Annotated in this window: 25 protein-coding genes; 11 read left to right on the top strand and 14 right to left on the bottom strand. The window is 63.3% G+C overall.

Annotation, left to right across the window (positions count from 1 at the left end; all coding sequences use genetic code 11):
- Window positions 1-704: 704 nt before the first annotated feature.
- Entirely contained in the window at window positions 705-974 is a 270-nt protein-coding gene (locus tag ELS24_RS22250; protein ID WP_230694561.1) for an isoleucyl-tRNA synthetase, read from the bottom strand.
- A 128-nt stretch (window positions 975-1102) separates the two neighbouring features.
- Between ELS24_RS22250 and ELS24_RS22255 the strand changes: the two genes are divergently transcribed.
- Entirely contained in the window at window positions 1103-2029 is a 927-nt protein-coding gene (locus tag ELS24_RS22255; protein ID WP_050448352.1) for a LysR substrate-binding domain-containing protein, read from the top strand.
- A 7-nt stretch (window positions 2030-2036) separates the two neighbouring features.
- On the opposite strand, the gene ELS24_RS22260 is transcribed toward ELS24_RS22255, so the two are convergent.
- Entirely contained in the window at window positions 2037-3554 is a 1518-nt protein-coding gene (locus ELS24_RS22260) for an acetyl-CoA hydrolase/transferase family protein (RefSeq protein ID WP_050448353.1), read from the bottom strand.
- A 250-nt stretch (window positions 3555-3804) separates the two neighbouring features.
- Here ELS24_RS22260 and ELS24_RS22265 point away from each other — a divergent pair, with 250 nt between their 5' ends.
- Together ELS24_RS22265 and ELS24_RS22270 are read left to right on the top strand one after the other, a co-directional pair.
- The gene (locus ELS24_RS22265) at window positions 3805-4731 is read left to right on the top strand and encodes a LysR family transcriptional regulator (RefSeq protein WP_050448354.1); all 927 of its coding nucleotides are present in this window, start codon (window positions 3805-3807) and stop codon (window positions 4729-4731) included.
- A 273-nt stretch (window positions 4732-5004) separates the two neighbouring features.
- Window positions 5005-7374, top strand: a complete 2370-nt coding sequence (locus tag ELS24_RS22270) for a DUF3772 domain-containing protein (protein ID WP_164741286.1) — start codon at window positions 5005-5007, stop codon at window positions 7372-7374.
- 17 nt (window positions 7375-7391) lie between these two features.
- On the opposite strand, the gene ELS24_RS22275 is transcribed toward ELS24_RS22270, so the two are convergent.
- From ELS24_RS22275 to ELS24_RS22285, 3 genes are all read right to left on the bottom strand, one after another.
- The gene (locus tag ELS24_RS22275) at window positions 7392-8099 is read right to left on the bottom strand and encodes a hypothetical protein (RefSeq protein ID WP_127185404.1); all 708 of its coding nucleotides are present in this window, start codon (window positions 8097-8099) and stop codon (window positions 7392-7394) included.
- Window positions 8100-8143: 44 nt separating this feature from the next.
- Window positions 8144-8620, bottom strand: a complete 477-nt coding sequence (locus tag ELS24_RS22280) for a hypothetical protein (protein ID WP_050448357.1) — start codon at window positions 8618-8620, stop codon at window positions 8144-8146.
- Window positions 8621-9003: 383 nt separating this feature from the next.
- Window positions 9004-9417, bottom strand: coding sequence for a hypothetical protein (locus ELS24_RS22285; RefSeq protein WP_127185405.1), 414 nt, complete (start codon window positions 9415-9417; stop codon window positions 9004-9006).
- Between the two features lie 85 nt (window positions 9418-9502).
- On the opposite strand from ELS24_RS22285, the gene ELS24_RS22290 reads away from it, so the two are divergent.
- Complete coding sequence (locus ELS24_RS22290) at window positions 9503-9793, top strand: antibiotic biosynthesis monooxygenase family protein (protein WP_050448359.1); 291 nt, start codon at window positions 9503-9505, stop codon at window positions 9791-9793.
- A gap of 3 nt (window positions 9794-9796) precedes the next feature.
- Here the strand turns inward: ELS24_RS22290 and ELS24_RS22295 are convergent, their stop codons facing one another.
- From ELS24_RS22295 to ELS24_RS22315, 5 genes are all read right to left on the bottom strand, one after another.
- Entirely contained in the window at window positions 9797-10429 is a 633-nt protein-coding gene (locus ELS24_RS22295; protein ID WP_127185406.1) for a 3'-5' exonuclease, read from the bottom strand.
- A 4-nt stretch (window positions 10430-10433) separates the two neighbouring features.
- Window positions 10434-10658: a DUF1653 domain-containing protein gene (locus ELS24_RS22300; protein ID WP_127185407.1), complete on the bottom strand. Its 225-nt coding sequence runs from the start codon at window positions 10656-10658 to the stop codon at window positions 10434-10436.
- Between the two features lie 110 nt (window positions 10659-10768).
- Entirely contained in the window at window positions 10769-12253 is a 1485-nt protein-coding gene (locus ELS24_RS22305) for a methyl-accepting chemotaxis protein (protein ID WP_127185408.1), read from the bottom strand.
- A gap of 437 nt (window positions 12254-12690) precedes the next feature.
- Window positions 12691-13401, bottom strand: coding sequence for a glutathione S-transferase family protein (locus tag ELS24_RS22310; protein WP_127185409.1), 711 nt, complete (start codon window positions 13399-13401; stop codon window positions 12691-12693).
- Between the two features lie 26 nt (window positions 13402-13427).
- Window positions 13428-14510 (bottom strand): GlxA family transcriptional regulator, encoded by a 1083-nt coding sequence (locus ELS24_RS22315; RefSeq protein WP_127185410.1) that lies wholly within the window; start codon window positions 14508-14510, stop codon window positions 13428-13430.
- A gap of 145 nt (window positions 14511-14655) precedes the next feature.
- Here ELS24_RS22315 and ELS24_RS22320 point away from each other — a divergent pair, with 145 nt between their 5' ends.
- The 5 genes from ELS24_RS22320 (at window position 14656) to ELS24_RS22340 (ending at window position 19519) form a co-directional block, all read left to right on the top strand.
- Window positions 14656-15708, top strand: coding sequence for an ABC transporter substrate-binding protein (locus ELS24_RS22320; RefSeq protein WP_127185411.1), 1053 nt, complete (start codon window positions 14656-14658; stop codon window positions 15706-15708).
- A 13-nt stretch (window positions 15709-15721) separates the two neighbouring features.
- Window positions 15722-16807: an ABC transporter ATP-binding protein gene (locus ELS24_RS22325; RefSeq protein ID WP_127185412.1), complete on the top strand. Its 1086-nt coding sequence runs from the start codon at window positions 15722-15724 to the stop codon at window positions 16805-16807.
- A complete protein-coding gene (locus ELS24_RS22330) occupies window positions 16804-17652 on the top strand; it encodes an ABC transporter permease (RefSeq protein ID WP_127185413.1) in 849 nt (282 codons plus the stop codon). Before ELS24_RS22325 ends, ELS24_RS22330 begins: the two co-directional genes overlap by 4 nt.
- Window positions 17649-18440: an ABC transporter permease gene (locus ELS24_RS22335; RefSeq protein ID WP_127185414.1), complete on the top strand. Its 792-nt coding sequence runs from the start codon at window positions 17649-17651 to the stop codon at window positions 18438-18440. Before ELS24_RS22330 ends, ELS24_RS22335 begins: the two co-directional genes overlap by 4 nt.
- Window positions 18441-18505: 65 nt before the next feature.
- Window positions 18506-19519: a proline racemase family protein gene (locus ELS24_RS22340; protein WP_050448367.1), complete on the top strand. Its 1014-nt coding sequence runs from the start codon at window positions 18506-18508 to the stop codon at window positions 19517-19519.
- A gap of 83 nt (window positions 19520-19602) precedes the next feature.
- On the opposite strand, the gene ELS24_RS22345 is transcribed toward ELS24_RS22340, so the two are convergent.
- The 4 genes from ELS24_RS22345 to ELS24_RS22360 all read right to left on the bottom strand — a co-directional run bounded on the left by ELS24_RS22345 (window position 19603) and on the right by ELS24_RS22360 (window position 23968).
- Window positions 19603-21201 (bottom strand): GMC family oxidoreductase, encoded by a 1599-nt coding sequence (locus tag ELS24_RS22345; RefSeq protein WP_050448368.1) that lies wholly within the window; start codon window positions 21199-21201, stop codon window positions 19603-19605.
- 90 nt (window positions 21202-21291) lie between these two features.
- Complete coding sequence (locus ELS24_RS22350; protein ID WP_127185415.1) at window positions 21292-22095, bottom strand: shikimate dehydrogenase family protein; 804 nt, start codon at window positions 22093-22095, stop codon at window positions 21292-21294.
- Between the two features lie 28 nt (window positions 22096-22123).
- Window positions 22124-23110, bottom strand: a complete 987-nt coding sequence (locus ELS24_RS22355) for a transketolase family protein (RefSeq protein ID WP_127185416.1) — start codon at window positions 23108-23110, stop codon at window positions 22124-22126.
- Window positions 23111-23968 (bottom strand): transketolase, encoded by an 858-nt coding sequence (locus ELS24_RS22360; RefSeq protein ID WP_127185417.1) that lies wholly within the window; start codon window positions 23966-23968, stop codon window positions 23111-23113.
- Window positions 23969-24093: 125 nt separating this feature from the next.
- Between ELS24_RS22360 and ELS24_RS22365 the strand changes: the two genes are divergently transcribed.
- Together ELS24_RS22365 and ELS24_RS22370 are read left to right on the top strand one after the other, a co-directional pair.
- Complete coding sequence (locus tag ELS24_RS22365; RefSeq protein WP_050448372.1) at window positions 24094-24798, top strand: GntR family transcriptional regulator; 705 nt, start codon at window positions 24094-24096, stop codon at window positions 24796-24798.
- Between the two features lie 9 nt (window positions 24799-24807).
- Window positions 24808-25878: a glycerol dehydrogenase gene (locus tag ELS24_RS22370; RefSeq protein ID WP_127185418.1), complete on the top strand. Its 1071-nt coding sequence runs from the start codon at window positions 24808-24810 to the stop codon at window positions 25876-25878.
- Window positions 25879-25904 lie beyond the last annotated feature (26 nt).

A 25904-nucleotide genomic window follows, 5' to 3' on the forward strand; every position in this document is an offset into this window, starting at 1 on the left:
CAGCTTCGTTCGCTTTCGCGTCACCGCCTTCTTGCTTGCGACCTCTTCAGGTCACCCTCTCTTAGCAGTTATCGAAACATCAGAACACCCATCCGGGTTAACCCTAAGTTTTCGGCAACTGCCAAGCCTGAGACTATAACACGACTTTTGCAGATTATGCAACCGGCTCTTGCCTAATTTGCATCCCATCTTGCAACCCCGCCGCTCGCTTTCGCTTTGCTTTGGCTCTGAAAACCAGAGGTCAGTCATCACTTCAGGTGGCTTGCAATATTGATTCGGGTAAACCCTGAATCGCCATCACCAGCCAAGCCCAAGACTTTAGCACGATTTTTGCAATTTGCGCAACTGGCTTTTGCCTGATTTGCTGCAATCCTTGCAATTACCGCTTGGCTGCCAGACATCTATCTACTGGTGGCTTTGCGGCAGGCCGGGTAGGTTTCCTTGCGGATCGCCTGCTTGTTGGCCTGTTGCGCTACTCCTGGCTTCGCGGTTCAAAAACTGCCTGAACTGCGAAGGAGCGAGACTATAGCACAAGTTTTCTACCTGTCATCGCGGGGAAGCAAAATTCTGAGCTAAGCCTGCGCCTAACGCCCTCATTCACTCCTTGCCTCTATATATAGAGGGCCGTGCATCATCAAAACGCCTTCTATATATATAGAGAGAGAGCCAGAGGAGCCGATGACCATTGAGGAACCGCTACACCTCTACCAGCGCAGGTAGTCGGCATTGCGCATGCGCTCCAGTTGGCGTTGAACCGTGCTTTCGTGGATCAGCCACTCTGGAACGCCCATGTCTTTCATGATGTGCGGATCCATATCAGCGGCGAGATTGCGCAGACGAGACTGAAGCCGCCATTGGCAGTACGCCGCCCACAACAGGCTAAACAATCCAGCCTGGCCCGGCGCGGGCATGTGGTGCTGCTGGGTTGATGCGGCGGCGGGGAAGGAATACGGAGTAGAAATTTGGGCAGACATGAGCGCCTCCTTGTGACGTTCGACCTTTTGGTAAGCGTAATCGCCCAAAGCGGGCATGAAAATCCAATTGTTTTCCGCTTATTGGTCAGTTACGCTAACCAAATGTTTTTCGCCCTGGATAGCTCACCATGCGCCTGCCCCTGAATACCTTGCCCGCCTTTCGCGCGGTGGCCGAACTGCAGAACTTGCGCGCGGCTGCCGAAAGGCTGCACTTGACGCACAGCGCGGTCAGCCAGCAGATCAAAGGGTTGGAAGAGCAACTGGGCTTTCCGCTGTTTGAGCGCAGTGGACGTGGCATCGTCTTGAACAGCGCGGGCGCGGCGCTGCTGTGCAGCGTGCAGAGCGCACTGGCGCTGCTGGATGAGGGCGTTATGGCTGCGGCGGCGTCAGCCACGGGCAGTGAGCAGCGGCTGCGGGTGTCGGTGTTGCCCTCGTTCGCGCAGCGTTGGCTGTTGCCTCGCATGGCACGCTGGCGCGCGCGAAATCCGGGGCTTTCGCTAGAGATTGAAACGTCTCAGCAAGTTGTCGATTTGGTACGCGACGGCTTTCATGCGGCCTTGCGATTTGGGCGCGGCCCCTGGGCGGGGGTGGAGTCTGAGCCGCTGTTCGACATGCCCTTGCCATTGATCGCTTTAGCCTCGCCGGAGACCGCGGCCCAACTTGAAGACGATAGTGCTGAAACGTTGGCTCGCCAGCCGCTCCTGGGCGAGCGGGAAATGTGGCAGCACTGGTTCAACGCGGCGGGGTTGCGCACGCCCGTTACACCGGTCGCGACGTTCAACGACGCCGGCATGATGCTGCAGGCCGCCGAGCAAGGACTGGGCATTACGCTGGGCCGCGAGCTACTTGCCGCCGACGCACTGTGTGCCGGGCGCCTGGTGCGCGTGTCGCCCATGAGCGTGCACTACGAGCAAGCGCAGACTTACCACCTGGTTTATCCGCCGAGCCTGCGGGACTGGGCGCCGCTGGTTGCGCTGAAGCAGTGGTTGCATGACGAGTTGGAGCTGTCGCGCTGCGCGCTTGTCACGCCGCAGCAGCAACAGCCCACAAACTAAAGATCGCTCAGGCCGCCTTGCGGGCCGAAGGCTTGGCCGGCAGCATGGAATCCGTTTCGTTGAAACGTTGATGCCACGAAAACGCCTCTTCCAGAAGGTGCGGCGTTTGCCCGCCACGTTCGCAGGCGCGGTCGAAATAATCTTGCAGGGCCGCGCGGTAGGACGGATGCACGCAATGCTGGATGATGGCGCGCGCGCGCTCGCGGGGAGCCAAGCCGCGCAGATCAGCCAGACCGCATTCGGTGACTAGCACATCCACGTCGTGCTCGGTATGGTCCACATGAGACACCATTGGCACAACGCTTGAAATGTCACCGTTCTTGGCCATCGACTTAGAAACGAAGATAGCCAGATGGGCGTTGCGCGCAAAATCGCCCGAGCCGCCGATGCCGTTCATCATGTGCGTGCCGCCAACGTGCGTGGAATTCACGTTACCGTAAATGTCGAATTCCAAAGCCGTATTGATTGCGATAACACCCAGGCGGCGGACGACCTCAGGCGCATTGCTGATTTCCTGCGGCCGCAGCACGATGCGTTCGCGGTAATGCTCCATGTTCGCCAGAATTTTGTCGTACACCGGTTTGGACACGGTGATGGACGAGGCCGAGGCGAACGCAAGCTTGCCCTGGTCCAGCAATTCAATGGCGCTGTCTTGCAGCACTTCGGAATACATGGTCAGCGCATCGAAGTCCGACGATTCGAAGCCGTGCAGTACGGCGTTGGCGATGGTTCCAATACCCGCCTGCAGCGGCAGCAGCGAATTGCTCAGGCGGCCAGCATCCACTTCACCCCGCAGGAACGTATTGATATGACCGGCGATGGCGTTGGTCTCGTCGTCCGGCGGCAAGGCGTTGGACGGACTATCCGGCTTGTCCGTGATGACGATCGCGGCAATCTTGCCCGGGTCGACCTGAATGAAAGGCTGGCCGATACGCTGGTCCACTGACATCAGGCCGATGGGCTGGCGCGCGGGGCGCTCGGCCGGCACGTAGATGTCGTGCAGCCCTTCGATGGCGGCGGGCACACCCACGTTCAGCTCGATGATGATCTTGTCGGCCTGCTGCGCGAACGATGCCGAATTGCCCACCGACATCGTGGGCACAATCGCGCCGGTTTCGGTGATGGCGGCGGCTTCGATGATGGCCACATTGATCGGTCCGATATGGCCGGCCCGCAATTGCTCCACCGTTTCAGACAGATGCTGATCGATGAAAGCGATGTCGCCCTGGTTGATCTTGCGTCGCAGCGTGGTGTCGACCTGAAACGGCATGCGGCGTGCCAACGCGTTCGCCTGGGCCAGCATCTTGTCGGTATCGTGGCCCAAGGACGCGCCCGTGATCAGCGTGATCGACAGCGGCTCGCGCTCGGCGCGGCTGGCCAGCGCCGCCGGCACGGACTTACAGTCGCCCGCGCGGGTGAACCCGCTCATGCCAACGGTCATCCCATCCTGGATCAACAATGCCGCCTGGTCGGCGGACGTGATCTTGGTGAGCAGGCCAGGATGGCGGATACGGTCGAGATGCATGGAGTCTCCAGATTTAAAGGCCAACGGCTCGCGGCCGGGCGTGGCGATACCGCGCAAGCACCCGGACACCGTCTGACGCGGCGTTTCCCGATATCCCGCCGCAGACGTATCAAGCCCGCGCCGGAAGAATTTTCCGCAGTATAGAAACGCGCGCTTGAATCTCGTAATGACTTAAAATCATCCAATTCAGTCGTTTTTTTCATAGTTTGAATTGCCTTCACGCGCACTGCGCCATAAGGAACCCGCCGCCATGGACGTGCGCGCATTGCGGTATTTCGTTGAAACCGTCAGACATGCCAGCTTCACGCAGGCGGCCAAGACGCTGTTCGTGACGCAGTCCACGGTCAGCAAAATGATTCGCCAATTGGAAGATGAGGCCGGAACGCCGCTGCTGATTCGCGACGGCCATACCGCCCGGCCCACCGACACCGGCCGCGTCATGTACCAGCGCGGTCTCCAGGTGCTGGAGACCATGCGCCAACTCAGCGAAGAAATGCGCCAGACGGCCGACTTGCGGCGCGGGGCGCTGGAGGTGGGCATTCCGCCCATGATCAACCTGCTGTTCACGCCGGTGGTGAAGCGCTTTCGCGAACTGCATCCCGGTATTCATCTGACGCTGCGCGAGGGCACCGGCCAAGCGGTTGAAGGCCTGGTCGCCAGCGGTGAACTGGAAGTCGGCGCCACCATCCTGCCCATTGCGCCCGATGGCGGGTTGGCCGCGCAGCCGTTCGGCAACTACCCCATCTGGGTGATCGGGCCGCCCGACGCGCCGTGGGCCGGCAAGACGTCTCTGCCCTTAAGCGCCTTGCGCGACGCGCGCCTGCTGATTCCGACCGACGACTTCGCCATCACTCGCCGCTTGCGCCAGGCCTTCGCCGACGCGGGCTTTCAACCTGGCATCGCCGCCCAAAGCGCGCACTGGGACTTTCTGGTCGCGATGGCGTCCGCTGGGTTGGGCGTGGCGCTGCTGCCCGAACCCCTGATGCAGCGCATGAAGACGCGCGGCCTAAGCACCGCCAAGCTGGCGAAGTCGGGCATGCAATGGGAGGTGGGGCATATCTGGCTGCAATCGGGCTACCTGTCGTACGCCGCGCGGGCATGGCTGGACGTCTGCGATGCGGTGCTGGGCAAACCGAAAAAAGCCGTGCCACGGGGTATGCCGGCGCGGCCGAGTTGATTCCAAACGTTGGGCTCGTAAAGAGGGATTGCGCGCCGCACGCCAGGCAAAGCACCACCGAACCGCTGAAACTGATCCGCCCCTGTTTATAACCCTGACGGCGGTCTGCTGGGCGGCCATCAAGAGCGGTCGATATACCGGGGACACAGCACTATTTTTGTTGCAACGGGCAGAGCAAGGCCTTGGTATGCTGCCGCCTCGACGCGAGTATCTCGCCCCCGGATAATGAACTACACCGCCCCCCTCCTGCTCTTTTGCAAGCGCCGTTCACGCATGCCCGCCTTCGCGGCGCTGATCGCAGCATTGCTGCTGACATTCTGCCTGATGCCCGCCCTTGCGGCGCCACCTCAGAACCCGGCGGAATTCGAAACGCAGTTGGCCGCCGCCCGCAAGCAGATCGACGACATGCGCAAGCGTGTCGCGGACGAAACCGATGACGCCACACTGGTCAAACAACGTGGCGACGCACTCGACATCCAGTCCAAGGCCGACGCGGTCAGCGAGGCGTTGACCCCCCAATTGGCCAGTGTGACCGCCCGGTTGAGCGAACTGGGTACGGCGCCGGATGGCGCCAAGGAAGCGCCCGACGTGGCGGCCCAGCGCGCGCAGTTGGAGAAGAACAGCCGTGCGCTGGATGCGCAGATCAAGCTGGCCCGGCTATTGTCGGTGGACGCGGGCCAGACTGCTGAACAGATTTCGGCACAGCGGCGCACACAATTCCAGGCGCGCCTGGGCGAACGCCGCGATTCATTCCTGTCGGGCCAGTTCTGGACCGAATTCCAGGAAGAGTTTCCGCGCGACCTTCAGCGCCTGGAAGCCTTGGGCGATGACCTGACGACCGCCGTCGGCCAAACGCCGAAGTGGGGCTGGCTGCTGCTGGGCGGCGCCGCCGCGCTGACCATTGCGCTGCGCATCTGGATCGGCCGGTTGATCCTTCGGCTGACCGCGACCCGCGTGCCGCCCGGCCGCCTGCGCCGCTCGTTCCTGGCCGTGGCGCAAGTGATGCTGTCGGTGGCCACGCCCGGCATCATCGCCTTGCTGATCCACACCGGCCTGGATTGGGATTCGCAACTGTCCGACAACACCGTCTCGCTGCTGGCCACCTTGGTCGCCACCGTCTGTTTCGGTGGGTTCGTCTCGGGCCTGGGCAATGCACTGCTGTCCAGAAGCCGCCCTTCCTGGCGCTTGCCGCCCATCAGCAATGCCGCCGCCACGCGGCTGCAATGGTTGCCGAATCTGCTGGGCACGCTGGTGGTGATGATCTGGCTGGCGGAACGCCTGCCGGTATTGCTCAACGCCAGCCTGACCACGACGATCACGCTGACCGGCATCGTCGCCGCCCTGATCATGGCGACGATGAGCGCCGTGCTGGTGATCGGCCGGCGCTTGCGGCAAAAGCTGATCCAGGAAACCGAGGCGCCCGCGCCCTTCTGGATTTCGTTGCTGCTGGGCATCCTCTGGACGGTGCTGGTCCTGAGCCTGGCCTGCTTGCTGGCGGGCTATGTCGCGTTCGGCGCCTTCCTGGTCAAGCAGGCGTTGTGGGTGCTGATCGTGCTGGCCTCCGCCTACCTGATGTCGATACTGATCGAGGACGGGTTCAGCACGCTGCTGGGCACAACGCACCGCGAAGGCGAAAGAGAAGGCGCCAGCCTGCGCGACCAAGCGGCCGTTTTACTTTCCGGCATTGGGCGCGTGATGGTCGCTTTGCTGGCCATCATCTTGCTGGTGGCCCCGTTTGGCGAGGGTCCGATGGACCTGGTGCAACGCTTTGACCAACTGCACAAGGGCCTGGAGATCGGGGAAGCGCAGATCCGCCCCGGCGCCGTGCTGCAAGCGCTGTTGGTGTTGGCCTTGTCGCTGCTCAGCGTCAAATTGCTCAAGCGCTGGCTGTCGAACCGCTATCTGCCCACCACGGAACTGGATCCGGGCATGCAGCTATCCGCCGCCACCTTGTTCGGCTATGCGGGCTTTGTGATTGCTTTTGCGCTGTCGTTGTCGGCCGCCGGCATCGGCCTGGAGCGCGTGGCTTGGATCGCCAGCGCCCTATCGGTGGGTATCGGTTTCGGCTTGCAAGCCGTGGTGCAGAACTTCGTGTCGGGCCTGATCCTGCTGGCCGAACGGCCGGTGAAAGTGGGCGACTGGGTATCCTTGGGCGGCGTCGAAGGCGACATCCTGCGCATCAACGTGCGCGCCACCGAAATCCAGATGGGCGACCGCTCCACCGTGATCGTGCCGAACTCTGAATTCGTGACGAAAACCGTGCGCAACGTGACCCATTCGAATCCGCTTGGGCTGGTGCAGATCAAGTTGCCAATGCCGCTGTCGACAGACGCCGAGGCGGTGCGCGAACTGATCCTGCAAGCCTTCAATGACCATGAGGATGTGCTGGACACCCCCGCCCCCAACGTGTTTCTGGACGGCATTGAAAACGGGCATCTGATCTTCAACGCCAGGGGCTATGTGTCGTCGCCGCGCGCCGCCTACGGAGTACGCAGCGCCCTGCTGTTCACCGTGCTCAAGCGCTTGCATGACGCCGGGCTGGAAGTGTCGTCGCCGCCCACGATGGTGCTGTCGTCGCCGTCGCCGTCGCCGTTGAGCGGCGGGCAGGAGACCAAGGGAGTGGCGCCGCCGCCCCCGGCGTAGGCGCCGCTCCGCTGCCTTCAACCGGGCGAATACAAGTCGGCGAACTGCTGGCGTTCAAGCCGTGGGTTACGCAAGGGCGGCGACGCCAGCGCGGTGGCCTGCGCGGTTTGCACCGGATACGGTTGCACCGTGGCCACGGCTGCGGCCGGTGGCGCCAGGACCCGGCTCTGCATCGGCGCAACTGGCACGGTGGCCGCCGTAGAGGCCGGCGCGGCCTGCGCCACGGCCGTGGTATCGAAGCGGTGGTCCGCCGTCGTCAAGGCGGGATTGGTGCACAGGCCCTGCGCCACCAGCGCGGCCTTGGTGCGGTCGTCCGTCTGGCACAGGATGTCGATGGCCGCCGTTTCCAGGCGTCGCGAACGGTCGGCATCCTTGGTCGAGGCCGCCGCCTGCATCGTGCGTTCGAAATTGCGCCGCAAGCTGCACTTCTGGTCTTCGATCGGCACCGCCACGTTCATGCCGAAGCCGATGACCGAGCCGCCGCCACCGGCGGACACCATGCAGCTATCCGACGAAAACGAACCGTAGAAACTCTGGCCGCCCACCGGGGGCACGGTCTTCACCGAGCTGGAGCCGTCGTTGCTTGAGTTGAACGTAATGCCCTGGTTGTTGCCGGCGTTGGTCGACCCCGACGTTGCAGAGGTAGTGGAACTTGAATTGCTGGTCTGCGCGAAGGCCGAGCCGGCCACCAGCGACAGCGTGATTGCAAACACGATTTTCTTCATGATGTCCCCTCGCCCGGACGGCCGAAGCCGTCCGGATAATTGGGTCAGCGATTGAAGCCGCCAACGTGGCCCACCGATCCCACCCCGCCAATCGCCCCGAATGCGCCAATATTGGCGGCCTTGAAGGTCCCCGCGGCCGAGGCCACGGTTTCCGTCTGTCCGAACGTGGCGCCGCCGTTGGCGATGCTTTCGCCGACCATGATCGGCGCGTTGCCCGACACACTGCCGTAGGTTTCGCTGGTGGCGTACTGGCGGGTGCTGGTCACCACCGTCGTGCCTTCATGGTTGAACGATCCGCCGACTTGCGCGACGCCGCCCGTTTCGCCGAACGACGTCTGGCTGGAAGAGCCGTAGCCGTTGACTTGGGTGGCCACCACCGAACTGCCGTTCGAGATGGATGACGCCGTGCCATTGATCGTGCCGGCGTGGCCGGTGATCGACACGGAAGATATGTTTGGCCCACCGGCATAAGCCGATGCGGCAAACAATGACAGGGCTGCGACTGCTGCGAGCTTTTTCATTTGAGCTCCTCCTGATCCGCTTGATGCGGATGCACAGGCACCGGAGGCCGACCGGCGCGGACCGCTACGTCCTGCCTCGCGCCGTGGCAACCAGGTTGGGCGAGAGACTTTCGTATTGGTACGGAATGATTGCTCCGTCCTAGGCAGGTCGATATCGGCTAAACGGGGGACCGCATCTTTGTGGACGAGCGCAACGCATGACGCGCATGACGAAAATGGCGAGCCACCTTGCGCCAAGCCATGCATATGGCCGATGAAAGTCGCAGACGATGCCGCCGCGCGCACACGCCAGGTCAACTTTAAGGATGGCAAGCGGCGCGCACGGCTCAGGCAAGGCGCCTAGCGCGCACGCCGGGGGCAGCTGGCGGTGCTGGCCTATAGGATTACTGTTGCGTTTGCGAAAGCCGCACGATGTGGATCAGTTGCGCGGACTCGCGGCGTGCCAGCGCCAGGTCGCCGCCTACCAACAGCAGCAGAAAACCGCATTCCGCCAAGGCGGGATGCGCCAGCAGGTGGTAACCGGCCAGCAGCGCAATCCCGAACGCGCCGGCCAGCCATGCAGGCCAGGCCGAGGGCAGCCCTGGCCGGGCCGGGGCGACACGGCCAATGCTGAGCCACGCCATGAGCGGCAGGCACAGCATCGACAACGGGATGTAAATGGCAATCGCGGACAACACCACGGCCACGCTGAACTGCGTATGCAGCGTCAGGGCCATGAGTGCAATGGCGCCGATACCCACGTACCACAGCAGGCGAACGGCAATCAGGCGAGTCAGAACGGCGGCTCGGGTATTCATCGGGTCAGGCTGATATCAGAAATTTCAGCCATACTACTCCGGCCGGCCAGGACCCACCTGGCCCCAATTAATTGGAGACACCGACATGATCCAGGAAATTGCCAGCATCCATGTGCGCGAAGGTCAGGAAGCGCTATTCGAAGCAGGCGTCGCGCAAGCCAAGCCCTTGTTCCTGCGCGCCCGCGGATGCCACGGCATGGCACTGCACCGCAGTATCGAACAGCCCCAGCGCTACACCCTGGTGGTTGACTGGGAAACGGTGGAAAACCACATGGTGGACTTCCGCGAATCGCCCGACTTCCAGGAATGGCGCAAGCTTGTCGGCGGATTCTTCGTAGAGCCGCCCCTGGTGCATCACGAACAAAAAGTGATCTGACGCTTACGCCGGCGCGGCTTGCCCCAAGGCCAGGCGCGCGTTGGCCGCCAACGCCACGGCGACCGTGGTGCGCACGTCAGCCAGCGCCCGGTGCGTGGGGGTTGATGCGCCCACATGGCGGGCCAGGATGTCCAACTTGTGCGACGGCAATTCCGGCCAGGCGCGCCGGGCCAATGCCAAGGTGCAATGAGTAGGATTCAGAAACGGCAAACCCGTCCGATCCGCCGCCGCACCCAAGAAACGCCGGTCGAACGAGGCATTGTGAAAAAACACCGGCAGGTCTTCGACAAAATCCAGGAAGGCCGAAAACGCCTGCATCACCGGCACCCCATGCCGGTCCACTTCCGCCTGCGTGATGCCGGTAAGCCGGGAAATGAAGGACGGCACGGGCGACGCCGTGCGCACGACCTGGGTGTATTCGCGCGCCAAGGTGCCGCACGTCTCCACCCGCACCGCCGCAAATTCCAGGATCTCGCAGGTGGCAGTGGACAGCCCGGTCGTTTCCAGGTCGGCCACGATGAACGGGCCGCGCAGGGCCTGCAAGGCCGAGGTCAAGGCCACAGAAGCCTGGCTGCGGCTGCCCGGTTGGCGTGACGCCGCGGTGCCCGTGCGCGGGCGCCGGTTATAGAACGTCACGGCGTCACAGCCCCGCGCCCAAGGGCGCAAAACGCGGCGAGCCATCGGCCAACTGGCCGAAGAACAGCGACGCCGGTCGCACCCACAGGCCACGCTCGTGCGGCCACAGATGTTCGTAGACCACCATCGACTCTTCGGTTTCGGAATGGCGGGCCGTGCCCACATACAAGTAAAGGCCGCCCTTGTAGTGGCGGTGCGAGGCAAGAGCCAGGGCTTCGGATTCAGTCATGGACGGTGGCCACAAAAAAAACGACCTGGGCGGTAAGGTTCCGGCCCAGGCCTGGGATTCAGACAGAAGCGTCTTTATAGCGCACTCGCGCGCGACTCGGTGCGGCACGCTCAGTACCGCACATACTCCAGCACCGGCGCGGGAGGCAGTGGCGTATTGGCCGCCTGCCTGGCGCGTACCGAGGCCGCAACCGGTTTGACCAAGGGCGGCGGCTGGCGGCTCTGGCGCGCCGCCTGCGCATCAGCGGCTTCCTGAGTGGCGCGCAGGGTCTGCTCGGCTTCGGCCGTCATCTTGGTGATGTCTTCCGTCACGCCCCCCAGCTTGGCCGACTGCGCCAGCGACACATTCACCACCTCGGCCATGATCTCGGTGACCCGGCGCGACGAAGCCACTATGTCTTCCATCGTGGCGCCCGCCGATTGGACCTGGCCCGCCCCGCTTTCAATCTGCTCGACCGACGTGGTGATCAGGCCTTTGATTTCCTTGGCCGCCGCCGCGCTGCTTTGCGCCAGGCTGCGTACCTCGGCCGCGACCACGGCAAACCCTTTGCCGTGCGCACCGGCCCGCGCGGCCTCCACGGCGGCATTCAGCGCCAGGATATTGGTTTGAAACGCCACGCCGTCCATCACGCCGATAATCTCTGAAATACGCCGCGAGCTTTCCGTAATGGCGCTCATGGTGTGCACCACGCCCTGCACCGTTTTACCGCCCTGCTCGGCAATCTGGCTGGCGTCCAGCGCCAGCGCATTGGCCTGACTTGCGCGCTCCGCATTTTCCGTCAAACCCTGTACCGCCACCCTTAATGTTTGCGCGGCGGTAAAGCGCGTGGTGATGTCAGTGGCGAATTTCACCACTTTGAATGGCCGGCCCTCGGCATCGAAGATCGGGTTATAGCTGGCTTCGATCCACACCTGGCGGCCGTTCTTGCCGATGCGCAGATACTGCCCGGTATCGTATTTGCCGGCGCGCAGCTTGCGCCAGAATTCCTTATAGGCCTCGCCGCGTGCCTCTTCCGGACGTACAAACATGCTGTGGTGGCGCCCTTCCACCTCGCAAGCTTGATAGCCTACCGTTTTCAGAAACAGCTCATTGGCGCGGATGATGGTGCCGTCGAGTTCAAACTCGATAATCGCCTGCACTTTGGATATAGCCGCCAACTGCCCTTCGGTGTCCGCCTGGCGTTGTTGCTGATCGGTAATGTCTGTCGCGTACTTCACTACCTTCAACGGCCGCCCGTGCTTGTCGAAGATAGGGTTGTAGGACGCTTGCAGCCAGACATCGCGGCCATCTTTACGGACGCGGCGATAGCGCCCCGCGTCGTAAGCCCCCTGCCCCAGCTTGTGCCAGAACTCGGCGTATTCCGCGGATTCGCGTTCAGACGGATCGATGAACATCGCATGATGCTGGCCCAGCACTTCGTCCAGGGAATACCCCATGGTGTCCAGGAAATTCTGATTTGCCCTCAGCACATGGCCCTGGAGATCGAATTCGATCACGGCCTGCGCCTTGTGTATGGCGGATATCTGACCGTGTAGGTCCGCCTTCTGCATACCGCGATTTCGACGGAACAGCCGGCTTAGAGTGATCCATTGCATAGTGGCTTCTCCTGCCAAGGATGGGACGAAGTTGCTGACAATGACCAGAAGGTATTTCAAAGCAGAACTGAATGGCGCGTCCCAACCCAAGCCCAAGCAATGCACACCGCGCCGCATGCACTACCCCGTTTGCTCGTCGCCCCAACGGCGACGAAAGCTGAATAAGAAGATAAACCCTGCAGAATGTATCCAGTCGAAAATATTAATCCTATAAATGTACGTTCCTCAACCTATTGGCGTGACTGTCGTGAAAAAAAATCAAATCTCATGACTTATTAGTAATTTCCAGGTGAAACACTCTCGGTATAAACCCGGTGTCACCTAGGGCGTAAAAGGGTTACCAGCAAGTCACCATGCGGCTGCCCGGAATTAATAAAAAGGCCAGATCCGCACATGGAACTGGCCCTAATTATTAATGCAAATAAGAATGCGTTGATTCAGGGGGCATCCAGTTCCCGATATTGGCGGAATATGCACTCACCAAAGGGCAGACGCCTGCCGCTGGAAAAATAGGGTTGCAACGCGGGCAGCACCGCCACGCGGGCGTGCAACGCCATGACGTTCGGATAATGCGAAGCCACCGTGCCCATGCGCTTCGGAAATGCGTACAGCAACCCGTCCACCAAATGGAACAGCGAGAGGTCCACGTAGGTCCAGCGCTCGCCGCCAGCCAGCCACGCCGACGGCCCGGCCAACACACGCTCGAAATACGCCAGGAACTTTGGAATGCGCTCTTCCCGGAATCGCCGGGCGCGGCGAGCCGCTTCCTCTTTCTGGTCTTCGTAGTAATCGTTTGCCGAAATCGGATGGTGGGTGTCGTGCGCCTCAGTCACCATATCTGCGATGGTCAATTGCAATTGGTTCACCCACAAGCGGCCTTCCAGGGAATCTGGCGCCAGGCCATGCTTTTCCCCCAGGTAAAGCAGGATATTGGCGGTTTGGCCCAGCGTGATGCTGCCGGCCACCAGATACGGCGGTGCGAACGGGGGCTGCGCACGCGGGGCGCGCATGTCTGCAATCAGCGCATCATCCGAGGCGCCCGGCTCGCGCACCCTTTCCCGGTACGGAATGCCGCCTGCTTCAAGCGCCAGGCGTACGAACTCGCCGCGTCCGGGAATGGTTTCCCAATACCAAAGGTCATAGGTCATGCCGTCTCCTTGCGTCGGGGCGAGGGTCAGGCGGGAGAATCCTCGACGCCGCCCTCTCGGCCCCCGGCCAGCAAGCCGCGCGCCTGTTGATACTGCCGGGGGGACACACCAAAATGCGCGCGAAAGTCGCGCGAGAAATGCGCGCCGTCCGCAAAACCGCAGTCCAGCGCAATCTGCGTAATGCTGCAAGCGTTATTCAGCAACAGCCAGCTTCCATATTCCAGGCGCAGTTGCCGCTGAAACGCCATGGGCGACTTGCCGGTGGCCAGCCGGAAGGCCCGTTCCAACTGGCGGCGCCCCACCCCGACGTAGCGCGCAATCGCGTCCAGCGGTGGCGGGTTGTCGATGCGTTGTTCGATAAAGTGCGCGGCCTGTCGCACCCGCAGGTCCTGGATGCCGGACAGATCGGTGCGGAAATGCGCTTGCGGCACGCGCCCGGGGCGCACGCCTTGCAGCATCATGTGGCGCATGGCCTGCTGCGCCTTGTCGCGTCCGCAATGCCTGGCTACCAGGTACAAGGCCAGATCGATGGCGGCCGTGGAACCCGCGCAGGAAATCAGGTCGCCTTCATCCACGAACAGGCGGTCCACCACCGCGCGCGTCTGCGGAAAGCGTTCGCGGAAGGCATCCAGCACATTCCAATGCACGCAGACGGTGCGAGGCCCGACCACGCCAGCCTGCGCCAAGGCGAAGGTGCCCGTGCAGATGCCCAGCAAGCGCACGCGCCGCGCCGCCGCCAGCCGCAGCCAATCGCGCAGGGGCTCCGGCATGCGGCCGTTTTGGTAGTCGTTGCCGCCGCACACCGCCACGTAGTCGAACTCGGCGGGGTCCGCCGGCAGGCCGTCGGCCACGTCTATGGTCAGCCCGGCGCTTGCGCAGCGCGGTTTGCCGTCCCAGCTCATGACACGCCACGACGTATGGATCTGCCGGCTGCGCCCGCCGTGGTCGGCCGCCAGGCGCAATACGTCCACCAAGCCGGCGAAGGCGGCCAGGGTGAACTGGTCCATCAGCACAATGCCGACGTTCAATGCGGGTTTTTCCCGAGGCAAGGCGTCGGCATCCTCGTCATAGGGGGACGACGCAGCGGGCGGGAAGACGACGGTGTTCATGACGCAATTATTCAAGTTTTTGTCCCGCGCCTTCAAGCTCGTTTTCCCGTGGATCCACCAAGATGCATCCATGGCGATGTCCTGTGCCGCTTCCATTGCGTCAGACTTGCTGGACAAGCCGAAAAATCGACAAGGGGAATCCAACATGGCAACACTTAACCGCAGTGCACTCGGCGCCTCCTTGCTGGGCGCCGGCCTATTGATGGCCGGCACTGCAACCGCGCAGGACAAGAAGATCACGGTCGCCTGGTACGGCGGCAACTGGGGCGACGCCTTCCGCACCTGCGTGGCCGACCCCTACACCAAAGCCACGGGCGTGACCGTGGTGCCGGAAGTGGGCACATCCACCACCACGCTGGCCAAGCTGCAACAGCAGAAGAACGCGCCCACCATCGATGTGGCCTGGATGGACGGCGGCATCAGCGAACTGGCCCAGCAGGCCGGCGTGCTGGACACGCTGGACCCCGCCACCATCCCGAACCTGAATAACGTGATCGACCAGGGCGTGTACCGCGATGGCAAAGCGGCCTACGCCGTCAGCACGGGTTACTACTCGCTGGGCATCACCTACAACACCAAGGAAGTGCCGCAGGCGCCCACCAGCTGGAAAGACTTGTGGAAGCCCGAATACGCCGGCGCGGTGGCCGTGCCCTCGCCCGCGAATTCGTCCGGCGTGCCTTTCGTGTTCTTCCTGGCGCGCGTGTGGGCGGTTGACCCGTCCAATCTTGCGCCGCTCTACACCAAGCTGTCCTCGCTGGACACGGCGCTTTATTTCGATAGCTCGGGCGCGGCCAGCAACGCCTACCAAAGCGGCGAGGCCATCATCGGCGCGCACTTCAACGTGGGCGCATGGGACTTGATCGACAAGGGCCTGCCCATCGGCTTTGCCGTGCCCAAGGAAGGCGCCTGGGCCACCGACGCCCGCCTGCATCTGGTCAAGAACGCCCCCCATGCCGCCGACGCCAAGAAGTTCATCGACACCGCCCTGACGCCGGACGCCGCCGCCTGCCTGGCCACGCGCTTGTACCTGGGCCCGGCCGTCAAGGGCGTGCAGGTGCCGAAGGATGTGGCGCGCAAGCTGCCGTGGGGCGCCGAAGGCTCGGTGGAGAACCTGAGCCTGTTCGACTGGAACCTCATCAACAGCCGCCGCGCCGAAGTCACCGACGCCTGGAACCGCCAAGTCGCCCGCAAGCGCTAGGCCGGAGTTGAACATGTCCGCTTTGCTCACCATCGAAGGCGTGTCGATGCGCTTTGGCGCCTACCAGGCGCTGGACCACATCGACCTGGACATCCAGCAGGGGGAATTCGTGGCCCTGCTGGGCCCCAGCGGCTGCGGCAAGACCACGTTGCTGCGCGCGATAGCCGGTTTTCTGACGCCGGAATCCGGCCGCATTCTGATCGACGGTCAGGACATCAGCCGCCTGCCCGCGCACCATCGTCCCTTGAACACGGTGTTTCAGAACTACGCGTTGTTTCCGCACATGACCGTGCTGGAAAACGTGGCGTACGGCCCGCGACGCCAGGGCGCGTCGAAGGCGGACGCCGCCGGCCGCGCCCGCGCCGCGCTCGACATGGTGGGGCTGGCGGACTTCGGCCCGCGTTACCCGCGCGAGATGTCCGGCGGCCAGCAGCAGCGCGTGGCGCTGGCGCGCGCCATCGTGAACCACCCCAAGCTGCTGCTGCTGGACGAACCCTTGTCCGCGCTCGACCTGAAGCTGCGCAAGCGCATGCAACTGGAACTGAAGCACCTGCAAGCCAAGCTCGGCATCGCCTTCATCTTTGTCACGCACGACCAGGAAGAAGCCATGACCATGGCCGACCGCGTGGTCGTGATGCACGCCGGGCGTATCGAGCAGGTGGGCGCGGGCACGGACATCTATCGCCAGCCCGCCACCCGCTTCGTGGCGGAATTCATTGGCGACGCGAACTTCCTGGCGTTCACGATCGAGTCAGCGGCCACGGGCGACGCGCTGCAATTGAACCTGCAAAACTTGCGTGTGCCGCTAGCGGGCAACAACACCGTCAACAACACGGCCAAGCCCCTTCACCCACGCGGCGTGGCGGTGCTGCGCCCGGAAGACCTGCGTCTTGCCGAAGGCCAAGACGCAGGCATGCTGACCGGAACCGTTGCCGACGTCATCAACGTGGGCAGCCACAGCATGATTCATGTGGACGTCGACGGGCAGACCGTCGTGTCGCGCCATGGCGGCATCGCGCCATCCGGCTTGCGGCCCGGCGCGCCCGTCAGCCTGACGTTCGCGCCCGAACACCTGCACCTGATCGGTGAACTGCCATGAACCGGCGCGACTGGCTCTCACCCGGCCTGTTGCTGGCCGCACCCGTGCTGTTCTTCGCGGCATTCTTCCTGGCGCCGCTGGCGGTGGTGGCGCTGGCCAGCGTCACCAGCGGCGAACCAGGTCTGTCCTTTAGCACCCAGCAGTATCTGCGCGTGCTGGCAGACCAGTACCACTGGGACGTGATCCTGACGACCTTCCGCCTGGCGTTTTTCACCACCCTGGTCTGCGTCATCCTGGGGTATCCGCTGGCCTGGTATCTGGTGCGCGTCGTGCGTTGGCAGGCGTGGCGACGCTTTTGCGTGATCTTGCTGGTGGTGCCGCTGTTCACCAGCAATATCGTGCGCGCCTTCGGCTGGATGGTGCTGCTGGGCCGCAATGGGCTCGTCAACCAGGCCCTGGTGGGCGTGGGCGCCGCTGACCGGCCGGTGCGCTTTATCGGCACCGAACTGGGCATCCTGATCGGCATGGTCTATGTACTGCTGCCCTTCGTGGTGCTGGCGGTGGGCAATGCGCTGGCGCGGGTGGATCCGGCTTGCGAGCACGCCTCCGCCGACCTGGGCGCCAGCCCCGCCGCCACGTTCTTTCACATTACCTGGCCGCTGACGCTACCCGGCGTGATGTCGGGCGCCATCATCGTCTTCACCCTGGCGGTCAGCGCCTACGTCACACCGGCGCTGCTGTCCGGCGGGCGGATATCGGTGCTGTCGATGCTGATCTTCCAGCAATACAGCTCGGTGTTCGACTTCCATTACGGCGGCGCGTTGAGCATGGTGCTGCTGGTCTTCACCCTGATCCTGGTGGCGCTGGCCAACCGCGCCGCCACCTTGCCCGGAGCCGCGCGATGATCGCCCGCCACCTGATCCGCCTGATCGCGCTGGCCGTGCTGGCGCACCTGGCGCTGCCCCTGATCGTGATCATGGGCGCGTCGTTCACGGCCACGCCTTACCTGGCGTTTCCGCCGCAAGGCTGGACGCTGGAGTGGTATCGCACGCTGCTGGTGGAAGCCGGCTACATGGCCGCGTTCACCACCAGCACGGTGCTGGCGCTGGCGGCAACCGTTGCGGCGGTGCTGCTGACGGTGCCGGCCGCGCTGGCCCTGGCCCGATACGAATTTCCGGGCAAGGCGGCGCTGACGTCGGTGCTGATGTCGCCGCTGGTGCTGCCGCACATCGTGCTGGGCGCGGCGCTGCTGCAGTACGGGGCGTACTTCGGTTTGACGCGCAGTTTCCTGTCTTTGTTGATCGGGCACATCGTCATCATTGCGCCCTTCGTGTTGCGGTCCACGCTGACTCTGCTGACGCCCGAGCAGCGCGCGTTGGAAGAGGCCTCGGCCGACCTGGGCGCCAACCCCTGGACCACGTTTTTCCTGGTGGTGTTGCCGCAGATCCGCCCCGGCATCGTCACCGGTTCGATCTTCGCGTTCATCTCGTCTTGGATCAACGTGGAGCTTTCCATCTTCAACACCACGGCGGACCTGAACACCATTCCCGTCAAGCTTTTCAACTATGTGCAGTACACGATCGATCCGACCATCGCAGCCGTTTCGGGCGCCACGATTGTGGTTGCGGTAATCGCTATCGTAATTCTTGATTTGACCGTCGGCCTGGACATGCTGTCCGAACGCGGCAAATAGTTTCCCCCTCTTCCGCTTTTCCCTTCGCGGTTTTCCTTCATCCTACTTAGTCTGGAGCCACAGTCATGCGCAAGCAAGACGCGTTCGATGTCATCTATACCCATACCGAAGGCGAGCCCCTGTGCATCGTGCATAGCGGCATCCCCTACCCCGCCGGATCCACCATCCTGGAAAAGCGGGCCTTCCTGGAGCAGAACTACGACTGGCTGCGGCAAGCGCTGATGCGCGAACCGCGCGGCCACAAAGACATGTTCGGCGTGTTCCTCACGCCGCCGTCCAGCCCCGAATTCGATGCGGGCCTGATCTACATCGACGGCACCGAGTATTCGCACATGTGCGGCCACGGCACCATCGCGGTCAGCATGGCGATGGTGGCCAACGGCCTGGTCGCGCGCGGCAAGGACGGCATCACCAAGATCCGCTTTGAAACCACGGCGGGACTGGTCGTGTCGGAAGTGGCGTCCGAAGGCGACGAGGTACTGTGGACCCGCTTTGAAAACGTGCCCGCCTACGTGGCCGCGCAGGACATCCCGGTGGAGCTGCCGGGCTACGGCAAGCTGCACGCCGACATCGTGTGGGGCGGCAATTACTTCGGCATCGTCGACCTGTCGGGTTGCGATCTGCGGATCTCGCCGGACAACGGCACCGAGCTGTCGCGCATGGGCTTGATCGTGCGCGACCAGTTGAACGCGCGCCATCGCATCCAACACCCCACCGAAGCGCACATCAACAACCTGAACTTCATCACGTTCTGGCACCAGCCCACGATCGAAGGCGCGTTCTACAAGAACGTGCACGTGTTCAGCGCGGGGCAGTTGGACCGTTCGCCCGGCGGCACCGGCACCAGCGCGATGATGGCCATGTTCGAGGCGCGTGGAAAGATGGGCTTGAACCAGCCGATCAAGTCGGAAGGGTTGCTGGGTAGCGGCACGTTCGAAGGCTGCCTGTTGGGCGAAGTGGATTTGAACGGCACGCGTGCCGTGCGCCCCACGGTGAAAGGCACGGCCAGCATTCTGGGCACCGCCCGCTGGGTGATTGATCGTAATGATCCGGTGGGTGCGGGGTTCTTGATCCGTTGATCCGTTAATGGGCGGATGCGCGGACGCTGAAGCGGCAAGACGCGCGGGGCTTCACCTCCCGGCGCGCCTGGTCTTGTGCGCGATCACGCCGCGGACGCGTCTTCCAGAATCAGTTCCGCGCCGCGCTCAGCCACCATCATCACGGCGGCCTGCGTGTTGCCGGACACCATCTTCGGCATCACCGACGCATCCACCACGCGCAAGCCCGTCACGCCGTTCACGCGCAGCCTGACATCCGTCACGGCGGCGGCGTCCGAACCCATGCGGCAGGTGCCGATGGGGTGATAGATGGTCTGCCCGTTGCGCCGCGCGAAATCCAGCCATTGCTCATCGCTTTCGACGGCGGCGCCGGGGCTGATTTCGGATTCGATGTAGCGTTGCATGGCCGGCTGCCCCACAATGCGGCGCGCAACCTTCATGCCGCCCACCAGACTGTCACGGTCAATTTGTGCCGAAAGAAAATTGGGGCGGATGGACGGACCGGCCAACGGGTCCGCCGACTTGATGTGGATCGTACCCACTGATTCCGGACGCAATTGCGCCACACCGATCGTCATGCCCGGCTGGCGGTCCAGGATGCGTTCAGCGGCATTGGCATAGCTGGCATGCACGAAGAAAAACTGCACGTCGGGCGCAGGGAGATCAGGCGCGCTTTTCACAAATCCATGCACCAGGCCCGTGCCCAAGGTCAAGATGCCCGTGTGGTGCGTGTAGTACCGCGCCACCTGCTGCGCCAGCCGCCAGCCACGCGACATCTCGTTCAAGGTCACCGTGCCTTTCACTCGCCAGTTCATGCGCGTGGCGAAGTGGTCGATGTAGTTTTCACCGACTTGCGGCTGCGCATGCACCAGCGGGATGTTGAACGATTGCAGCAAGCCAGGGTCGCCGATGCCCGACAATTCCAGCATCTGCGGCGACTGCACCGCGCCCATGCATAGAATCGTTTCGCGGGCGGCTCGCACCGTGTGTTCCTGCCCGTTCTTGCGGTAGGTGACACCCACGCAGCGCTTGCCTTCGAACACCAGCCGCGTCACGTGTGCCCCACATTCCACGCGCAGGTTCTTGCGCGCCGCTGCCGGCTTCAGATAGCCGTCCACCACGCTCCAGCGCCGGCCCCGGCGCTGCAGCACCTGGTAATAGCCCACGCCATCCTGCTTGCCGCCGTTGTAGTCGGCGTTCAGTGGCTGGCCGTCTTCCTGCGCCGCACGCAGAAAGGCGTCGGACACGGGGAACCGTTCGGCCACTTCTTCCAGATGCATGGGGCCGCTCTTGCCGCGCGTCTCGCCCCCCGCTTCGTAATGCTCGATCTTGCGAAAGACTCGCTCTGCCTGCGCATAGCCCCAACCCGTTGCCCCCGCCGCCTCCCAGCCGTCGTAATCCTGCGGCTGGCCGCGCACGTAGATCATGCCGTTGATCAAGGTGGAGCCGCCCACGCCCTTGCCGCGCGGCACCGCGATGGTACGGCCATAGACGTTATCTTCCGGCTCGGTGGCAAAGCGCCAGTTGTAGTCGGGGTTCACCAGCAGCTTGGAAAAGCCCGCCGGGATGGAAATCCACATGCTGCGGGCTTCCTGGCCGGCCTCCAGCATCAAGACGCGATGCTTGCCGTCGGCGCTGAGCCGGTTGGCCAGGATGCAGCCCGCCGTGCCGCCGCCCGCAATAATGAAATCGAAATCACCCATCGTTATTCGCCACGTCCTGATGTTGCTTGCCCGGCCTTGATCGCCGGGCCTTGGTTGGCTGTCATGCTTGGCTGTCTTGATCGCCTGCGCTTATTTCGCAGGCGCCACGCCCAGCATCTCCGCCATCAGCGCGATCTGGCAGACCAGCATCGGCGCACCGTAATGCACCTTGCAGCCACGGGCCTGCGCGGCCAGTAACAACGCGGTGTCCTTGGGCTGCATGATGACTTCGCAGACGAGCTGGTCCGGCGTCAGGCGTTCGGTATCCAGCGGCAGTGCATCGCCTTCCTTCATGCCCAACGACGTGCCGTTGACGACAAGATCGTGCCCAGACGCGTCTGGCGTACCGACGGCGATGCTGGCGTTCGGATGCAACGACAGAATGCGCGCCTTCAGGTCTTCGGCCTTGGCGGGCGTGCGGTTGGCGATGGTCAGCCGCGACACGCCGGCCTGCACCAGCGCAAAGCCGATCGCGTTGGCCGCGCCACCGGCACCGGCCAGATAGGCGCTTTTGCCCTTCAGATCCACGCCCGCGGTCTGCAAACCGCGCACGAAGCCTTCGCCATCCAGCATATGGGCGGTGAGCTTGCCATCGGCATCGCGCCGCACCACGTTGGCCGCGCCAATTTTCCGCGCCACCGGCGTCACCTCGTCCACCAGATCCAGTATGGCGGTCTTGTGCGGCATGGTGACGATGACGCCGCCAAGGTTCTCCAGGCGGCGCAGGCCTTCGACGACGGCGGGCAGGTTGTCGGGGCGCGCGTGAAACGGCACGCAGACGCCGTCATAGCCCAATTGCGCGAACAGCTCGTTCATGCGCTGCGGCGTCTTTACGTGATGGATGGGGTCGGCCAGGATGCCGAACAGGCGGGTGTTGCCGGTGATTTCCTTCATGGGGTCTCCGAATTCTCAAGCGATATTGTCAGGATGCGATCAGTTCGCGGGCCACGGCGCCGATGCCGGCCGCGTCCAGCTTGTAATGCGCGTAAAGGGTCGTGGGCGGTGCGATCAGGCTGTATTCGTCGTAGATGCCGTGGCGGCGCAAGCGCGTGCCCGTGCCGGCGTCCGTCAACACTTCAGCCACGGCCGACCCCAGCCCGCCCAGCACATTGTGCTCTTCCACCGTCATCATCAAGCGCGCCTGCCCGGCGGCCCCCAACACGGCCTCGTGGTCCAGGGGCTTGATGGTGGGCATGTCGATTACGCCTACCGATAGGCCGTCTTCACGCAATTGCTCGGCGGCGGACAGCGCGGCGTGCAGCGTTATACCGCAGGCGATGATGTTCAGGTCGCTGCCTTCGGAATGAACGATGGCGCGGCCGAATTCGAACGGCGCGCCATCTTCATAGACCTGCGGATCGCGGCCACGTCCGATGCGGAAGTAGATCGGTTCCGGCCAGTTCACCGACGCCTTGATGGCCGAGGCCAATTGCGGGCCGTCGGCGGGCGATACCACCGTCAGGCCCGCCAGCGCGCGCATCGTGGAGATGTCTTCGGTGGCGTGGTGCGAGGTGCCGTAAAACCCCAGGCTGATGCCGGTGTGGTGGCCAATCAGGCGCACGGGCAGCTTGGTGTAGGCCACGTCCATGCGGATCTGCTCGCAGCACAACAAGCCTAAAAAGGACGCGAACGTGGCCACGAACGGCATCATGCCCGTGGTGGCCAGGCCCGCTGCCGCCGACACCATGTTCTGCTCGGAAATGCCGAACTGAATGTAGCGGTCGGGGTAGGCCTGCGCAAAGCGGTTCAGGCCGTTGGAATATTGCAGGTCAGCCGATCCCGCCACAACCGGGTGCCCGGCCTGGGCCAATTCGATCAGCGCGTCGGAAAGATAAGACAGCCCGGGGTTGACCGCGTTCAGCGCGCGGTATTGCCAGGAATCGGGAGAAAGAACTTGTGCCTGTGCCATTCAGATCTCGCGGGAAAGAATTTCGTCGACGGCGCTTTGCGCGTCTTGCGGCGCCAGGTAGCCCAGGTGCCAGCCGGGCTCGGTTTCCATGTAGGACACGCCTTTGCCCTTGATGGTCTTGGCGAGCACGCAAGCCGGCTTGTCGCGCGTGTCGTCCGCGCGCAGGCGGCGCAGCAGCGCGGTCAGGTCGTGCAGGTTGTGGCCGTCGACCTCATGCACCTCCCAACCGAACGCCTGCCACTTTTCCTTGAGCGATTCGACGCCCATCACGTCATCCACCTTGCCATCCAACTGATAACCGTTGCGGTCGATGATGGCCACCAGGCGCGACAGCCGGTTATGCGCGGCAAAGAGCGCGGCTTCCCACACCTGGCCTTCCTGCATTTCGCCATCGCCCAGCATCACGAAGACATTGAAATCGCGCTGGCTCATGCGGCCGCCCATCGCCATGCCGACGCCATTGGACAGCGCGTGCCCGATCGAACCCGAGCTGAAGTCCACGCCTGGCACCTTGCTCATGTCGGGGTGGTCGCCCAGCGGGCTGCCCAGGCGGGTGTAGCCATCCAATAGCGCGTGGTCAATGAAGCCGTGGTCGGCCAGCACGGGAAACAAGCCAACCGCCGCGTGGCCCTTGCCCATCAGGAAACGGTCGCGGTCCGGCCAATGCGGCTCGCCTGGGCGTAACCGCATCACGTCGTAGTACAGCGACGCAAATATTTCCGCGCAAGAAAAGACCGAGCTGTAATGCCCGACCTTGGCAATTTCAATCAACCTGATCGTCTCCAGCCGGATGTGGCGGGCCTTTTCCCGCAGCATCGCGACTTCCCCCTGGGTGGGGGCCTCCTGGTGATGGCGCATGGCGCGTCCTTTCTTCGTTAGGATATATGATATATAATATACCCATTGCGCTCGGATTGGCTATCGCGGGCTAGAATTCACCCGGATTCAACCCGTTCCCTTCATTTCAGCAAGCCCGAAACGTCATGCCCAGCCTTAAACCGGTAAAGAAAGAGAACCTCTCCGTCAGGGTCTACAACGAAATCCGCAATGCCCTGATCAATGGGCAGTACGAACCCGGCGAACGCCTGATCATTGGCGAACTGGCCCAAGAGATGGGCGTGTCCATCACGCCCGTGCGCGAAGCCATCTTCCGGCTTATCAGCGAACAGGGCCTGGAAATGCAGGCGGCCACGGCCGTCTACGTGCCTTACGTGAATTCGGAAAAGCTGCGTGAAATTCAGCAGATTCGTTTCCATCTGGAAGGCATGGGCGCGGCAGAGGCCGCGCAGCACATCACGCGCAAACAGCTGGACAACCTGATCGCCCTGCAAAAAGACTTCATTTCCTGCACGTCGACCGACCCCAAGCGCGCCAGCTACCTGAACCGCAAGTTCCACTTCGCCATCCTGGAAGCCAGCAACAAGCCCATCTTGCGCGCCACCGTGGAATCGTTCTGGGTCATCACCGGCCCCATCCTGAAGGTGTTCCACGTCAAGACTGCCGGGCTGGACTATTCCGAAAACGAACACCGCCACGAAGCCGTGCTGCAGGCGCTGGAAGCGCGCGACTCCGAGGCCGCGCGCAGCGCCATTCAGGCCGACCTGGTCTGGGGCGGCAAGATCATGATCGACTGGCTGGTCGAACGCGAAAAAGAGCTTGATTACCGCCCTCCCGTGCCACGCAAATAGGAAGACGTCATGCTGAAGATTTTTGGCGCACCCGGCCGCTACATACAAGGCGCGGGCGCCCTGGACAGCCTGGGCCAATATGCCGCCCTGTTCGGGCGCCGCGCGGCGCTGGTCATCGACGGCTATGTCCATGGCGTGCTGGGACCAAGAATCGAAGCGCTGTGCGCCGAGCACAACGTGACGGTGGCGCCACTGATCGTGGAAGGCGACCTGACGCCCGACCTGATCGACAGCCTGCGCGCACAGGCCACCGCCGCAGGCATCGACTTCGTGATCGCGGTGGGCGGCGGCAAGTCGCTGGACGCGGGCAAGGCGGTGGCGAAGTCGTCGCATTGCCACCTGATCACGGTGCCGACAGTGGCGTCCAACGACGCGCCCACCAGCAAGAACTACGTGCTGTACGACGCGCATCACAACCTCCTGGCGGTGGAACACATGTTGTTCAACCCCACGATCGTGCTGGTGGATACGGCCATCATCGCCACCGCGCCCGTGCATTTTTTCCGCGCGGGTTTGGGCGATGCGGTGTCGAAGAAATTCGAGGCCGAGCAATGCCAGCGCAATGGCGGCAAGAACATGTACGACGGCGCGCCGCTGCTGACGGCGCAACTGATTGCCGACGGCTGCTTGCGCACGCTGCTGGCCGACGGCGTGGACGCCATGGCGGCTGCCGGCACGGGCCAGCCCACGCCCGCGTTCGAGCGCGTGGTGGAAGCGATGATCCTCATGAGCGGTCTCGGTTTTGAAAGCGGCGGCCTGTCCATCGCGCATGCGCTCACGCGCGGGCTGCCCAAGATCGGCGGCGTGGCCACCGCGCTGCATGGCTTGCAGGTTGCGGTCGGCCTGCTCGTGCAACTGGATCTGGAACAGCGCAACGACGGCATGCTGGCGGACTTGACCCAGTGGTACGCCCAGGTCGGCCTGCCCACCACGCTGCGCGAACTCGGCGCGGCCGACATGCCCAGCGACGCAGACTTGACGCTGGCGGCCGAACTGACGTTGAAAGCCCGCCATGCCGCCAACTTCGATCGCCCCTTGGATGTCGCCACGCTTGCCGACGCGCTGCGCCGCCACGCCTGAACGCAGGGGCACCGCCCCCGCCTGAT

Source organism: Achromobacter spanius (assembly GCF_003994415.1).
In the GTDB taxonomy this organism is placed as follows: Bacteria; Pseudomonadota; Gammaproteobacteria; order Burkholderiales; family Burkholderiaceae_B; genus Achromobacter; species Achromobacter spanius_C.

Excerpts from the sequence above, each read along its gene's own strand:
- ELS24_RS22250 (WP_230694561.1), bottom strand. The coding sequence starts at position 974 with ATGTCTGCCCAAATTTCTACTCCGTATTCCTTCCCCGCCGCCGCATCA.
- ELS24_RS22255 (WP_050448352.1), top strand. The coding sequence starts at position 1,103 with ATGCGCCTGCCCCTGAATACCTTGCCCGCCTTTCGCGCGGTGGCCGAA.
- ELS24_RS22260 (WP_050448353.1), bottom strand. The coding sequence starts at position 3,554 with ATGCATCTCGACCGTATCCGCCATCCTGGCCTGCTCACCAAGATCACG.
- ELS24_RS22265 (WP_050448354.1), top strand. The coding sequence starts at position 3,805 with ATGGACGTGCGCGCATTGCGGTATTTCGTTGAAACCGTCAGACATGCC.
- ELS24_RS22270 (WP_164741286.1), top strand. The coding sequence starts at position 5,005 with ATGCCCGCCTTCGCGGCGCTGATCGCAGCATTGCTGCTGACATTCTGC.
- ELS24_RS22275 (WP_127185404.1), bottom strand. The coding sequence starts at position 8,099 with ATGAAGAAAATCGTGTTTGCAATCACGCTGTCGCTGGTGGCCGGCTCG.
- ELS24_RS22280 (WP_050448357.1), bottom strand. The coding sequence starts at position 8,620 with ATGAAAAAGCTCGCAGCAGTCGCAGCCCTGTCATTGTTTGCCGCATCG.
- ELS24_RS22285 (WP_127185405.1), bottom strand. The coding sequence starts at position 9,417 with ATGAATACCCGAGCCGCCGTTCTGACTCGCCTGATTGCCGTTCGCCTG.
- ELS24_RS22290 (WP_050448359.1), top strand. The coding sequence starts at position 9,503 with ATGATCCAGGAAATTGCCAGCATCCATGTGCGCGAAGGTCAGGAAGCG.
- ELS24_RS22300 (WP_127185407.1), bottom strand. The coding sequence starts at position 10,658 with ATGACTGAATCCGAAGCCCTGGCTCTTGCCTCGCACCGCCACTACAAG.
- ELS24_RS22305 (WP_127185408.1), bottom strand. The coding sequence starts at position 12,253 with ATGCAATGGATCACTCTAAGCCGGCTGTTCCGTCGAAATCGCGGTATG.
- ELS24_RS22310 (WP_127185409.1), bottom strand. The coding sequence starts at position 13,401 with ATGACCTATGACCTTTGGTATTGGGAAACCATTCCCGGACGCGGCGAG.
- ELS24_RS22315 (WP_127185410.1), bottom strand. The coding sequence starts at position 14,510 with ATGAACACCGTCGTCTTCCCGCCCGCTGCGTCGTCCCCCTATGACGAG.
- ELS24_RS22320 (WP_127185411.1), top strand. The coding sequence starts at position 14,656 with ATGGCAACACTTAACCGCAGTGCACTCGGCGCCTCCTTGCTGGGCGCC.
- ELS24_RS22325 (WP_127185412.1), top strand. The coding sequence starts at position 15,722 with ATGTCCGCTTTGCTCACCATCGAAGGCGTGTCGATGCGCTTTGGCGCC.
- ELS24_RS22330 (WP_127185413.1), top strand. The coding sequence starts at position 16,804 with ATGAACCGGCGCGACTGGCTCTCACCCGGCCTGTTGCTGGCCGCACCC.
- ELS24_RS22335 (WP_127185414.1), top strand. The coding sequence starts at position 17,649 with ATGATCGCCCGCCACCTGATCCGCCTGATCGCGCTGGCCGTGCTGGCG.
- ELS24_RS22340 (WP_050448367.1), top strand. The coding sequence starts at position 18,506 with ATGCGCAAGCAAGACGCGTTCGATGTCATCTATACCCATACCGAAGGC.
- ELS24_RS22345 (WP_050448368.1), bottom strand. The coding sequence starts at position 21,201 with ATGGGTGATTTCGATTTCATTATTGCGGGCGGCGGCACGGCGGGCTGC.
- ELS24_RS22350 (WP_127185415.1), bottom strand. The coding sequence starts at position 22,095 with ATGAAGGAAATCACCGGCAACACCCGCCTGTTCGGCATCCTGGCCGAC.
- ELS24_RS22355 (WP_127185416.1), bottom strand. The coding sequence starts at position 23,110 with ATGGCACAGGCACAAGTTCTTTCTCCCGATTCCTGGCAATACCGCGCG.
- ELS24_RS22360 (WP_127185417.1), bottom strand. The coding sequence starts at position 23,968 with ATGCGCCATCACCAGGAGGCCCCCACCCAGGGGGAAGTCGCGATGCTG.
- ELS24_RS22365 (WP_050448372.1), top strand. The coding sequence starts at position 24,094 with ATGCCCAGCCTTAAACCGGTAAAGAAAGAGAACCTCTCCGTCAGGGTC.
- ELS24_RS22370 (WP_127185418.1), top strand. The coding sequence starts at position 24,808 with ATGCTGAAGATTTTTGGCGCACCCGGCCGCTACATACAAGGCGCGGGC.